This window comes from Acutalibacter sp. (assembly GCF_056800975.1).
The window spans coordinates 1-13136 of sequence record NZ_JBQISV010000011.1; the positions used below are offsets into that span (position 1 = coordinate 1).

Genomic DNA, 13136 nt, shown 5'->3' on the forward strand with positions numbered 1-13136 from the left:
GACGCCATTCTGGACCCGGGCAGCGGCAAAACCGACGCCGGCAAGCTGGCCTTTACCGCCGTCCCCTGCATCAACGCCACCGGCCGCATGGGGGCCCCCGAGCGGGCCGTGCGCCTGCTCACCTATCAGGACAGCGCCAGCGCCCAGGCCCTGGCCCAGGAGCTGAAGGGGGACAATGCCCGGCGCAAGCAGGTGGAGCAGGAGATTTTTCAGGCAGCGGCGGCAAAAATTGAGGGCGACCCGGAGCTGCGCTTTGCCCGGGTGATTCTGGTGGAGGGCAGCGACTGGCACATGGGCGTGGTGGGCATTGTGGCCTCTAAAATCGTGGAGCGTTTCGGCAAGCCCTGCTTTGTGCTCTCCGCCCAGGAGGACGGCTGCTACCGGGGCAGCGGCCGCAGCGTAGAGGGCTTTGACCTGTTCCAGGCAGTGCACGCCTGCCGGGCCCTGCTGGAACGCTACGGAGGCCACCCCATGGCTGCGGGGCTGACCGTGCCGGCGGAAAACCTGCCGGAGCTCCGCCGGCAGATCAACCGCTTTGCCGCGGAAGCCTGCCCGGACATGCCGGTGCTCACCCTGCGGCTGGACTGCCCCCTGAAGCCCTCGGCCGTCACCGCCCGCACCGCCGCCAGCCTGGCCCCCCTAGAGCCCTTTGGCGCGGGCAACCCCCAGCCCCTTTTCGGCCTTTACGGCGTGACCCTGCGGGGTGTTCGTTCTCTGGGCAGCACAGGGGCCCACTGCCGCCTGCAGTGCGAAAAGGACGGCTTTGCCTTTGAATGCGTCTACTTCCGTATGCGGACCGCTGACCTGCCCTTTGAGCCGGGGACTGTGGTGGACCTGGCTGTGAACCTTCAGGTAAACGACTACCCCCGGGGCAGGGGCTTTGACTTTTTGGTGCGGGACGTCAAGCGCAGCTCGCTGGATGTGGAGGCCTGCATTGCCGGCCAGCGGCTTTATGAAAAACACCGCCGGGGCGAGCCCCTCACCCAGGAGGAGGCCCGGGCCCTCACCCCCAGCCGGGAGGAGTTTGGGGCCCTTTACCGGCTGCTGGCCCGGCCCGGCCCCAGGCCGGTAAGGGACCCCTTGGCCCTGCTGAGCCGCCTGGAGGGCTCCTCTCTGGACCTGGGACGGCTGCAGGCCGCCCTGGACGTGCTGGAAGAGCGGGGGCTGATTGAAAACCGGGAGGGCCGCTGGGAGGCCCTGCCCCAGCGGGAAAAGGCGGAGCTTGCCGCCTCGCCCTGTATGCCCCAGGCGGCGGGAGACGGAAATGAGGAACAAGAGACAAGGAGGCGTTCACATGCCGGCAGTCAGACAGATTGACAGCTATGAGCAGCTGCAAAGCATCATCAAGGAGAGCGGCAAGGAGTTTGACCGGGAGCTGATTGGCCAGGCCTTTCTCTTAGCTGACCGGATGCACCGGGACCAGCTCCGCCGCTCCGGCGAGCCCTATATTATCCATCCCCTGTCCGTGGCCGCCATTCTGGTGGACCTGGGCATGGACAGCCAGTCGGTGGCCGCAGGGCTGCTTCACGATGTGGTGGAGGACACCTGCTGCACCCTGGAGGAGATTACCCAGGACTTTGGCCAGGACGTGGCCCTGCTCATCGACGGGGTTACCAAGCTGGACAAAATCCCCTTCTCCTCCCGGGAGGAGGAGCAGGCGGAGAACCTGCGGAAAATGCTGATGGCCATGGCCCAGGACATCCGGGTCATCATCATCAAGTTTGCCGACCGAATGCACAATCTCTCCACCCTGGAATTCGTCTCTCCCCAAAGTCAGCGGGACAAGGCCCGGGAGTGCCTGGAGGTGTACGCCCCCATTGCCCACCGGCTGGGCATGCGCACGGTAAAGGAGACCATGGAGGATGTGTCGCTGAAATATCTGGACCCGGAGGCCTACCGGGAGATTACCGAATACCTCACCTCCCGCAGCAGCACCCGGCTGCAGTTCATCGAGGAGCTGAAGGCCCACCTGAAGGGGCGGGTGGAGGCTGCTCTGCCCGACGTATATATTGAGGGGCGGGTCAAAAGCATTTACAGCATCTACCGGAAGATGTTCATGCAGGGCAAGGACTTTGAGGAGATCTACGATGTGTTCGCCATGCGGGTGATTGTGGACACCATCGAGGACTGCTACAATGTGCTTGGCATTGTCCACGACATGTTCACCCCCCTGCCCAACCGGTTCAAGGACTATATTTCCACCCCCAAGCCCAACATGTACCAGTCTCTGCACACCACGGTGATTACCAAGGCCGGGGTGCCCTTCGAGGTGCAGATTCGCACCTGGGAGATGCACCAAACCGCCGAATATGGCATTGCCGCCCACTGGAAGTACAAAATCGGCATGTCTGCCCGGCAGGCCGACAACCGCTCTCTGGACGAGCGGCTCTCCTGGATTCGCCAGATGCTGGAAAACCAGGCGGACACCGAGGACATCACCGACCTGGTCCACTCCATCAAGTCAGACCTGATTCCCGAGGAGGTGTTCGTGTTCACCCCCAAGGGCGACGTGGTGAACCTGCCCCAGGGCAGCAGCGTCATCGACTTTGCCTACGCCATTCACAGCGCGGTGGGCAACCGCATGGTGGGGGCCAAGGTGGACAAGAAGATTGTCCCCTTGGACTACAAGGTGAAGACCGGGGAGATTATTGAGATTCTCACCAGCAAAGAGACCCGGGGCCCCAACCGGGACTGGCTGACCATGGTGCGCACCAGCGAGGCCCGCAGCAAAATCCGGGCCTGGTTCAAAAAAGAGCGCCGGGAGGAGAACATTGCCGAGGGCCGCTCTGAGCTGGAAAAGGAGCTGCGCCGGTCAGGCATCCCCGTCACCCCGGAGCTTATGGCCTTTATGGTGGACAGCGTGGGCCGGCGGCACAACTGCTCTACGGTAGAGGACCTGTACGCGGCCATTGGCTATGGCGGGGTGCAGCTGTGGAAGGTGATGCCCCGGGTACGGGAGGAATATCAACGCATGGCAAAGGCCGCAGCCCCCCAGTCCCCCAACCAGGACCTGCCCCCCCTGGTGCAGAACACCCCCGCCCCTGCCAGAAAAGTGGCCGGCGGCGTGCTGGTGGACGGCATGGACAACTGCCTCATCAAGCTCTCCCGGTGCTGCAACCCTCTGCCCGGCGACGACATCATCGGCTTTATCACCCGGGGCTTCGGGGTGTCCATCCACAAGCGCAGCTGCCGCAATGTCCCCCCGGACCTGACCGACTGCCCTGAGCCGGAGCGTTGGGTCAACGCCCACTGGGAGGGAGACGTGAAGGACGACTTCAAGTCCACCCTGCACATTGTGGCCGTGGACCGGGGCGGGCTGCTGTTCGACGTGACCCAGCAGCTCTCCAACATGAACATCTTCATTCACACCCTCAACTGCCGCCAGGAGAAAACCGGCCCCAACGCGGTCATCTCCGCCACCATCTCCATCAACGGCCTGCAGCAGCTGCAAAACATCATTGACCGGCTGTCCCGCATCAAAGGGGTTCTGTCCATTGACCGGACCTGACCTGCTGCTGGCACTCGGGTGCGCGGTTGGGCTTTACCTGGCGCTGGATAAAGGGCTTGACCCCCTGCTGGACCGGTTGTTTCCCCAAAGCGGCGCGGCCTACGAGGAGGCGGCGGCCGCCCTTACGGCCCGCCCCTGGCTGGGACTGCTCCGGGTGGGGATAATCGCTCCGGTGGTGGAGGAAGGGCTCATGCGGGGCCTGCTGCTGAAATGGCTCAAGGGGTTCCTGCCCTGGCCCCTGGCGCTGATTTTGTCCGCGGGGGTATTCGCCCTTCTGCATTTCAATCTGACCCAGGGACTGTCGGCGCTGGTGTGCGGGCTGGCCCTGGGGGCGCTGTATCTGTATACCGGGTCCCTGCTCTGCTGCATTCTGGCCCATGCCGCCTACAATTTTGTCTCATATCTGGCCCTGCTTCGGGCCTGAATCAGGAGGAGCCCCATGCTTTTAACCTTAACCGGCCATTCCTTTCGCTACGAGTGCGAAAATCTCTGCCGCCTGTTCTTTCCCTACAGCCCCGTCCGGGTTGAGGAGCAGCCAGAGCCCCCCACCCAGCCGGCAGCGTCCCCGGAGGGGGAGCCCTGGGCCCTGACCCAGGCGGTTCAGGAGCCTGGGGGGCAGTGGGTCTGCATGGTCCGGGCCTGGGACGGAGCCAGCCGCCTGGAGGACCGGGCCGCAGGACCGGAGCTGACAGAGTATCTTATGACAGACCTGCTCTACTCGGTCCTCGCCCGGCTCACCGGGGCGGAGCCTGCCTGGGGGATGCTCACCGGGGTCCACCCGGTGAAGCTGCTGCGCCAGCATGTGGAGCGTCTGGGGCCAGAGGCCGGGGCCGCTGACTTCCAGGAGAAATGGCATGTAAGCCCTGCCCGGGCCAGCCTTGCCGGGCAGGTGCTGGCCGCTCAGGGGGAGGCGGTGGAGGCCCTGCGGCCCGGGGACTTCTCCCTGTATATCGGCATCCCCTTCTGCCCCACCCGCTGCGCCTACTGCTCCTTTATTTCTCAGGACATGGCCAACGCCGCCAAGCTGGTGGAGCCCTATCTCCTGTGTCTGGACGCTGAGCTGGCCCGCACCGCCGCCATTACCGCCGGGCTGGGGATGCGGCTGGTGTCTGTCTATATAGGCGGGGGAACCCCCACCAGTCTTACCGCCGGGCAGCTGGACCGCCTGTGCGGCAGGGTCCGCCAGCTGTTCGACCTGTCCGCCTGCACCGAATTCACCGTAGAGGCCGGCCGGCCCGACACCATCACCCGGGAAAAGCTGGGGGCGCTGAGGGCCCAGGGGGTCACCCGGGTCAGCGTCAACCCCCAGACCATGATCCAGCGGGTGCTGAAAAACATCGGCCGCAGCCACAGCCCCCGGCAGGTGGAGGAGGCCTTTGCCCTGGCCCATGAGGCGGGCTTCCGGGATATTAACGCAGACCTGATTGTGGGCCTGCCCGGGGACGACCTGGCGGGGTTCACCTACAGCCTGGGCAAGGTGCTGGCCCTGGGCCCCACCAATGTGACGGTCCACTCTCTGGCCCTTAAGCGCAGCTCGGCTCTGGTGACAGAGGACGGGGACCTGAGCTCTCACAAAAAGCAGGCCCAGGCCGCCGCCATGATGGACCTGTCCATCCGCACCCTGGCAGAGGCGGGCTTTGTCCCCTACTACCTCTACCGGCAGACCCGCATGGCCGGCAACCTGGAAAACACCGGTTGGGCCCAGCCGGGCAGCGTCTGCCGGTACAATATTTACACCATGGACGAAAGCGGCACAGTAATCGCCTGCGGGGCGGGGGGCGTGACAAAAATCAAAGACCCTTACTCCGACGCCCTGCAGCGGGTGTTCAACCTGAAGCTTCCCCTGGAATACATCAACCGGCACGCCGAAATTTTGGAGAGAAAGGATGGTATGGGAGCCGTTTTAGCAGGCCTCCTGAAACGATCATGAGTAATTTTGCCAGCGGATACATCAAATACATCAACCACCTGGAGCAGATCAACGACGCGGCCATCAGCAACCCCGCCCGAATGATTCAGGAGGTGGAGGGCTCTTACCGGGAGCATTTGCGCAACATTGCCCGCAACATCACCGAACGCCCAAAGCCGGTGCGCATTGTGATGCTCTCGGGCCCCAGCAGCAGCGGCAAAACCACCACCGCCCATCTTCTCCGGGACTATCTGGGGGACTTTGGGGTGCGGGCGGTGATTATCTCTCTGGACGATTTCTATCTGGGCCGGGAGCTGGCCCCCCTGCTCCCCGACGGCTCCCGGGACTTTGAGACCGTGAACGCCCTGGATGTGGAGCGGATTCGGGAGACCCTGAAAAACGTGGTGGGCTCGGGAGAATTTACCGTGCCCCGCTACAGCTTTGCCCTGGGCCGGGCGGAGGGGCCGGACCAGGAGTACCGCCTTGCCCCCGGGGACCTGGCCATTGTGGAGGGCATCCACGGGCTGAACCCCATCTTTACCCGGGACCTGCCGGAGGACGTCTGTCTGAAGCTGTATGTCAGCGTCAAGCAGCAGATCAAGGACGCCAACGGCGAGGTGCTCTCCCCCTGGTCCCTGCGGCTGGTGCGGCGCATTGTCCGCGACATCCAATTCCGGGGCTCCACTGCTGAAAACACCCTGCACATGTGGGCCCAGGTGGTGGAGGGGGAGAACCGCTACATCCGCCCCTATCGCATCAGCGCCGACTATACGGTGAACTCCATTCACATCTACGAGCCCTGCGTGCTGCGCACCGTGGCCATTCCCCTGCTGCGGGCCATTGCGGCGGACGATCTCCACTACAAAAAGGCCCGGGACCTGGAATCCCGGCTCATGCGCTTTGAGCCGATAGATCCGGCGCTGGTGCCAAATGGCTCTATGCTGCGGGAGTTTTTGGGCAAGGCCTGAGGCCCCAGCCGCGCTGTTTTTCAAACCAGCGGACACAAAAAAAGCAGGAGCCCTCTGGCTCCTGCCTCTTTTTATGTCTGCTTACTCCTGGTCCTGATGGGTCTCCGGCTGCTCCTCGGGCTGGGGCGCGGGCTCCTCAGAGGCCTCCGCCTCAATGATCAGCTTCGCCCCGCAGGCGCTGCAAAAAGCCGCAGTGTTGCTGCACTGCTTGCCGCAGCCAGGGCACACCACCTTGTTCTGCTTGTCGTTAAGCTCCTTGGCAATGGCGGCGGCCTGGGCCTTCAGCTCGTCGATCTCCGTCATCTTGCCCACAGCCTCCGGGTCTCCGGCCAGGGCCTCCCGGCAGCTGTCGTACACATACTGCCCCAGGGTCTCATAGCGCTTGGTGAGCTCCGCGTTCACCTCAGCGGCGCCAATGCGCAGCTTGGAGACGTCCACCAGCTGGCCGGCCTTGCGGCCTACAGCCTCGGCGGCGGATTTCGCGTTTATGACCACATCATCAAAAATGCTCATGCAATGATCCTCCTATTCTTGGGGCGTCCCCGCCCTCATTTGATATATCCATTATACCAAGCTCCAAGGGGAAAGTAAAGCGCATTTCTCTTTCTAAATAATTAAAAATTCTTTACGCTTCTGTGAGCTTGTTCCGGCGCAATCGATCCCTGGGCTTTCAGACACATCCAGCGGAGAGCAAGGAGGAAACCCCAGAAAATGTGACGATTTCCCCCTTGTCCCCCAGGGCTCCCGGCTGAGTCTGCCGAAAAGACCCGGGCAGTATCCTCTCCCCGCAGGCTCTGGCCTTTACAGTCCGAAAAACTCCAACGCCCGCTGAATATACTTGTCCCAGAAGGGCCACTCATGGGTGTAGCCGGGGGCCTCCTCAAACATGGCGGGCAGGCCGATCTCCTGGGCATGGGCCTTGAAGGCCTTGTACTTCTCCCAAATCAGCTGGTCGGCCTCGCCGCAGCAGAAGTAGAGCTTGGGCAGCGTGCCCGCCTCCATCAGCTCCGGCAGGCGGTCCCACACATTGATGGGGGAGCTCACATAGCCCTCCAGGCCCCCGAAGTTCTCCACCAGGTTCTCTACCCGCTTGTTGAACAGCGCCGACCCCGGGACCTGGGAATTGCCGTCATATTTGGGGGCCTTCATCTGCTTCAGGTCTGTAGGGGCATTGGACAGGCTGGCGGCTCCCGCGAACTTCTCCGGGTGGCCGACCGCGTACTGCATGGCCCCGTTGCCCCCCATGGAGAGCCCGGCAATAAAGTTATCCTCCCGCTTGTCAGAGGCAGGGAACCAGTTCTGCACCAGGGGCATCAGCTCCTCGGTAAGGTAGTCCCAGGCATGGTAGCCGGTGGCAAACCCCGGCCAGTTCACATAGTTGGAGTTGCCCCCGCTGGGCATCACTACAATCAGGCTCCGCGCCGTGGCATAACTCTCAATGTTGGACTTGCGCAGCCAGTCCGTGTAGTCCCCAAAGGTGCCGTGGAGCAGCCAGAGCACCTTATATTTCTCCCCGCCGGCGTAAAACTGGGCCGGGGTCTTGTCCCAGGGCTTGTCGGGCAGAATCACGTTCACATCCGTGTTGTTGCCCAGATATTGGCTTTGAAAGTTCAGATGCACCAACGACATACCGCTTCCTCCTTACAGGGAGCCCAGAGCCGCGCTCAGGTCTTCCAGAATGTCCTCCACGTTTTCCAGGCCCACCGAGAAGCGGATCATGCCCCCGTCGATGCCCGCCGCAGCCAGCTGCTGGTCGGTGAGCTGCCGGTGTGTCTCGCTGGCCGGGTGCAGCACGCAGGTGCGGATGTCCGCCACATGGACCTCGTTGCTGGCCAGCTTCAGGCCGTCCATAAATTTCGCGGCAGCGGGCCGCCCCCCCTTGATGATGAAGGAGATGACCCCGCTGCACCCCTTCAGGTACTTCTGGGCCAGGGCATAGTCCGGGCTGGAGGGCAGGCCGGGGTAGCTGACGCTCTCCACATGGGGGTCGCTCTCCAGGAACTTCGCCACCGTCAGGGCGTTCTCACAATACTGCTTCATGCGCACGGGCAGGGTCTCCAGGCCCAGGTTCAGCAAAAATGCCGAGTGGGCCGCAGGGTACACCCCAAAGTCCCGCATCAGCTGCATCCGGGCCTTGATGATGTAGGCCATGTTCCCATACTGTTGGGTGTAAGAGATGCCGTGGTAGGACTCGTCCGGCTCAGTCAGCTCCGGGAACTTCCCGTTGGTCCAGTCGAACCTGCCGCTGTCCACAATCACGCCCCCCACCTGCACCGCGTGGCCGTCCATGTATTTGGTGGTGGAGTGAATGACAATGTCCGCGCCGAACTGGAAGGGCTTGCACAGCACCGGCGTGGCAAAGGTGTTGTCCACAATCAGGGGGACCCCCATCTGGTGGGCAATCCCCGCAAAACGTTCAATGTCCAGCACCTTCAGGGCGGGGTTGGCAATGGTCTCGCCAAAAAACAGCTTGGTGTTGGGCTGAAAGGCGGCTTTAATCTCCTCGTCAGAGCTGTTGCCGTCCACATAGATGCACTCAATGCCCAGCTTCTTCAGGGTAAAGCTGAACAGGTTGATGGTGCCCCCATAGATGGTGGGCAGGCTGACAATGCTGTCCCCTGCCGAGCAGATGTTGAGAATGGACAGCAGGCTTGCCGCCTGGCCGGAGGTGGTGCACATGGCTCCCACGCCCCCCTCCAGGTCCGCAATCTTGTCCTCTACCGCCATAACGGTGGGGTTGCCGAACCGGGAATAGCACAACCCCCGGGTGGGGTCGTCGAAAATCGCGGCCACCTCAGCGGCGGAGTCATACACATAGGTGGTGCTCTGTACAATGGGCGCCACCCGGGGCTCCCCGTTGCCGGGGGTATAGCCGGAGTGGAGGCATTTGGTCTCGTCTCTCATATTTTGTTTTCTCCCTGTTGTTTATTCGCTGACATGGCCGGAGCTGACCCCCTGAACATTGCCGTCCAGAGGCAGCCACTCCATGGCCTTCAGAATATATTCGTCCCAGAATTTCCAGTCGTGATTGCCCGGGCCCTCCTGCCAGGTCAGGTCATAGCCCAGCTCCTGCAGCTTGTCCCGGTAGACCCGGTTGGGGGCAATCAGCCCGTCCTCGGTGCCGCAGGCCAGATAGATTCTGGGCTTGTCCTTCCGGCCGGCCTGCTTTTCGGCCAAGGCGGTGTAGTCGTTCTCGCCCCCCAGCACCTTGTCTAGGTCCCCGAACACAGACTCGTAGTAGCCCCGGTTGGTCATGAGAAAGTCGGTGTACTCTGAGTGGAGGTTCTGCTCGTTGAGCACCAAAGCCGCCGACAGGCCCACAATAGAGCCAAAGGTCTCCGGGTGTTGCAGGCCGTTGACAATGGCCCCAAAGCCTCCCATGGAGAGCCCGCCAATAAAGGTGTCCTCCCGCTTGGGGGACAGGGGGAAGGTCTTCCGGGTAAACTCCACCAAATCCTTGCTGATGAAGGAGCCATAGAGTGCGCTGGTCTTCCGGTTGTCCACATAAAAGCTGTTGTCGCCGCTGGGCATCACCACAGCCAGGTTGCGGGCCTCGGCCCAGCTCTGCAGCCGGGTGCCGCTGACCCAGTCGGTGTAGTTGCCGAAAATGCCGTGGAGCAGGTACAGGGTCTTGAAGGGCTTCGCCTCAGGCTCAGGCTGGCCGGGGAACACGATTTTGTCTGTGGGCAGCACCACCTGAATGGGCACGATGCGCATCAAAGACTTGGACATGAAATTGCACTGAATAAGCGCCATAAAGATTCTCCTTTTCTATTTTTTGAGAAACGCGCAAGCAGAGTCAGGAAGGGTTTCAAAGGGCTGGCTCCCTTGGACATGATCCCGCCCCGGGTTTCCTCGGTACACTCCACCGCCGGCGGTCATAATACTGTCAGACGCTGAAAGCCTCCCGGCCGGGCTGTTTATTTCTTACCGCAGGCTTTTCTGTCTCCTGTAAAGTACGGGGGTGTCAGACTGTTTCGGGTGGGAATGCGGCCTTTGGCCTCTGGCGGCTCAGGACTTTGCCCTGAGAACCCACCGGAGGGACCTGTCCCTCTGGACTCCCATCGCTGCGCTCTCCTTGGTCTTGTTCTCCTTTTGTTACCCTTGCAAGCCTTTCAAGGATTCCTGGATATGCTTGACATTTTCCCGCAGCTTCTCGCAGTTGGCGCGCACGCCCTCCACCACGTCCGCCGGGGCCTTGGACATGAATTTCTCATTGCTCAGCTTGGCCTCCGCCCGTTCCAGCTGGCCCAGCTGGGCCTTCAGCTCCTTCTCCAGCCGGGCAAGCTCCGCGTCCCGGTCAATCAGGTCTTCCAGCGGCAGATAGGACCGGGCCCCGGTGGTCACCATGGTCACAGCCCCCTCGGGCGCCTCCATGCTCTCTCCCACCTCTACGCCGCTGCAGCTGGCCAGCCGCTGAATGGCCTCCGCCTCCGCCTGATACAACGCCGGGTCCTTGGTCTCAATGTGCAGCTGGGCCTTGCGGGAGGGCGGCACGTTCATCTCGCTGCGCCGGGTGCGGATGGCGGTAATCAGCTCCATCACCCGCTCCATGCCCGCAGCCTCCTCCGGGAACCGCAGCGCCGGGTCGAACGCCGGCCAGGGGGCCACAATCAAGGCCTCGCCCTGGTGGGGCAGGCTCTGCCAGATGGTCTCTGTGACAAAGGGCATAAAGGGATGCAGCAGCTTCATAGCGCCGCTCATCACCCACACCAGCACCTGCCGGGCGTTCTGGGCAGCGTCCTCCTGGTTCAGCCGCAGCTTGGCCAGCTCGATATACCAGTCGCAGAAATCGCCCCAGATAAAGTCGTACACCTTCTGCACCGCCACGCCCAGCTCAAAGCGTTCCAGGTTCTCGGTCATCTCCCCGGCCACCTGGTTAAAGCGGTTGACAATCCACTTGTCCTCCAGGCTCAGGCTGGCGGGCAGGGCGCAGGGCACGTCCTTGCCCTCAATATTCATGAGAATAAACCGGGCGGCGTTCCACAGCTTGTTGGCGAAGTTCCGGCTGGCGGCCACCTTCTCGTCCGAGTACCGGGTGTCGTTGCCCGGGCTGGTGCCTGTGATGATGGTCAGCCGCAGAGCGTCGGCCCCGTACTTGTCAATCACCTCCACCGGGTCCACCCCATTGCCCAGAGACTTGGACATCTTCCGGCCCTGAGCGTCCCGCACCAGGCCGTGGAGCAGCACCGTGTCAAAGGGGGGCTCCCCCATCTGCTCAATGCCGGAGAAGATCATCCGGGCCACCCAGAAGAAGATGATGTCATAGCCCGTCACCAGGGTGTTGGTGGGGTAAAAATACTCCAAATCCTCGGTCTTGTCCGGCCAGCCCAGAGTGGAGAAGGGCCACAGCGCCGAGCTGAACCAGGTGTCCAGGGTGTCCTCATCCTGACGCAGGGGCTTGCCGCACTTGGGGCACACCGTCAGGTCCTCCTCACTGACAAAGGTCTCCCCGCAATCGTCGCAGTACCAGGCGGGGATGCGGTGCCCCCACCAGATTTGCCGGGAGATGCACCAGTCCTTGATGTTCTCCATCCAGTTATAGTAGACCTTCTCCATGCGCTCGGGGATGATCTTGACCTTCTTCTCCCGCACGGCGGCAATGGCGGGCTTTGCCATAGACTCCATTTTAACAAACCACTGGGTGGACACCCGGGGCTCTACCGAGGTATGGCAGCGGTGGCAGGCCCCCACATTGTGCTTGATGGGCTCTACCTTGATGAGATAGCCCCCCTCTTCCAGGTCCTTCACAATCTGCCTGCGGGCGTCCAGCATAGCCATGCCCTGATACCTGCCGCCGTTCTCGTTGATGTTCCCCGCCTCGTCCATCATGGTGATAACGGGCAGGCCATGGCGCTGGCCCACCAAAAAGTCGTTGGGGTCGTGGGCCGGGGTAATCTTCACCACGCCGGTGCCAAAGTCCATTTCCACATACTCGTCGGCCACCACGGGAATCTCCTTGTCCACCAGAGGCAGAATCACATTTTTCCCCACAATGTCCTTATATCGCGGGTCCTCCGGGTGCACGGCAATGGCCGTGTCCCCCAGCATGGTCTCGGGCCGGGTGGTGGCCAGCTCCACATAGCCTGTGCCGTCGGCCAGGGGGTAGCGCAGATGCCAGAAGGAGCCCTCCTTCTCCTCAAACTCCACCTCCGCGTCGGAAAGCGCCGTGCCGCAGTGGGCGCACCAGTTGATCATCCGCTCTCCCCGGTAGATAAGGCCCTTTTCATACAGCTTGACGAACACATGGCGCACTGCCCGGCTGCAGCCCTCGTCCAGGGTAAAACGCTGGCGCTCCCAGTCTGCGGAGGAGCCCAGCAGCTTCAGCTGCTCGGTGATGCGCCCGCCGTACTTCTCGTTCCACTGCCAGGCCCGCTCCATATACTTCTCCCGGCCCATGCCCTCCTTGGTGAGGCCTTCCTTTCTCAGGGCCTCCACAATCTTCACCTCTGTGGCCAGGGCCGCGTGGTCGGTGCCGGGCAGCCACAGGGCGCTGTAGCCCTGCATCCGCTTCCACCGGATGAGCACGTCCTGGGTGGTCATGGTCATGGCGTGGCCCACATGCAGCTGGTCGGTGACATTGGGCGGGGGCATCATAATGGTATAGGGCTTCTTGGCTTTGTCCGCCTCAGCGTGAAAATACCCGCCCTCGCGCCAGAGCCGGTAGATATCCTTCTCCACGGCCTGGGGCTCGTAGGCCTTTGAAAACAACTCATTCATACAGGTTCATTCCTTATTTTGTAATATTCTC

The 13136-nt window shown here is 62.3% G+C and carries 10 protein-coding genes; 5 read left to right on the forward strand and 5 right to left on the reverse strand.

Annotation, left to right across the window (positions count from 1 at the left end):
- The 5 genes from ACTO5E_RS02355 to ACTO5E_RS02375 form a co-directional block, all read left to right on the forward strand.
- On the forward strand, positions 1-1317 hold a 1317-nt coding region (locus ACTO5E_RS02355; RefSeq protein ID WP_482301249.1), incomplete at its 5' end, for a single-stranded-DNA-specific exonuclease RecJ.
- On the forward strand, positions 1295-3508 hold the full coding sequence (locus tag ACTO5E_RS02360; protein WP_482301250.1) for a RelA/SpoT family protein: 2214 nt from the start codon (positions 1295-1297) through the stop codon (positions 3506-3508). The genes ACTO5E_RS02355 and ACTO5E_RS02360, both read left to right, overlap by 23 nt.
- Entirely contained in the window at positions 3495-3932 is a 438-nt protein-coding gene (locus ACTO5E_RS02365) for a CPBP family intramembrane glutamic endopeptidase (RefSeq protein ID WP_482301252.1), read from the forward strand. The genes ACTO5E_RS02360 and ACTO5E_RS02365 overlap by 14 nt, the downstream gene beginning before the upstream one ends.
- Before the next feature lie 15 nt (positions 3933-3947).
- Positions 3948-5438, forward strand: a complete 1491-nt coding sequence (gene hemZ, locus ACTO5E_RS02370; RefSeq protein ID WP_482301254.1) for a coproporphyrinogen dehydrogenase HemZ — start codon at positions 3948-3950, stop codon at positions 5436-5438.
- Positions 5435-6385: a uridine kinase family protein gene (locus ACTO5E_RS02375; protein ID WP_482301256.1), complete on the forward strand. Its 951-nt coding sequence runs from the start codon at positions 5435-5437 to the stop codon at positions 6383-6385. Before hemZ ends, ACTO5E_RS02375 begins: the two co-directional genes overlap by 4 nt.
- 81 nt (positions 6386-6466) lie before the next feature.
- Here the strand turns inward: ACTO5E_RS02375 and ACTO5E_RS02380 are convergent, their stop codons facing one another.
- The 5 genes from ACTO5E_RS02380 to ACTO5E_RS02400 all read right to left on the reverse strand — a co-directional run bounded on the left by ACTO5E_RS02380 (position 6467) and on the right by ACTO5E_RS02400 (position 13105).
- Positions 6467-6898 (reverse strand): hypothetical protein, encoded by a 432-nt coding sequence (locus tag ACTO5E_RS02380; RefSeq protein WP_482301258.1) that lies wholly within the window; start codon positions 6896-6898, stop codon positions 6467-6469.
- 288 nt (positions 6899-7186) lie between these two features.
- Complete coding sequence (locus ACTO5E_RS02385) at positions 7187-8014, reverse strand: alpha/beta hydrolase (RefSeq protein WP_482301260.1); 828 nt, start codon at positions 8012-8014, stop codon at positions 7187-7189.
- A gap of 12 nt (positions 8015-8026) precedes the next feature.
- Positions 8027-9289: an O-acetylhomoserine aminocarboxypropyltransferase/cysteine synthase family protein gene (locus ACTO5E_RS02390; RefSeq protein ID WP_482301262.1), complete on the reverse strand. Its 1263-nt coding sequence runs from the start codon at positions 9287-9289 to the stop codon at positions 8027-8029.
- A gap of 21 nt (positions 9290-9310) precedes the next feature.
- The gene (locus ACTO5E_RS02395) at positions 9311-10141 is read right to left on the reverse strand and encodes an alpha/beta hydrolase (RefSeq protein WP_482301264.1); all 831 of its coding nucleotides are present in this window, start codon (positions 10139-10141) and stop codon (positions 9311-9313) included.
- A 342-nt stretch (positions 10142-10483) separates the two neighbouring features.
- Positions 10484-13105 (reverse strand): valine--tRNA ligase, encoded by a 2622-nt coding sequence (locus tag ACTO5E_RS02400; RefSeq protein WP_482301266.1) that lies wholly within the window; start codon positions 13103-13105, stop codon positions 10484-10486.
- Positions 13106-13136: the final 31 nt, after the last annotated feature.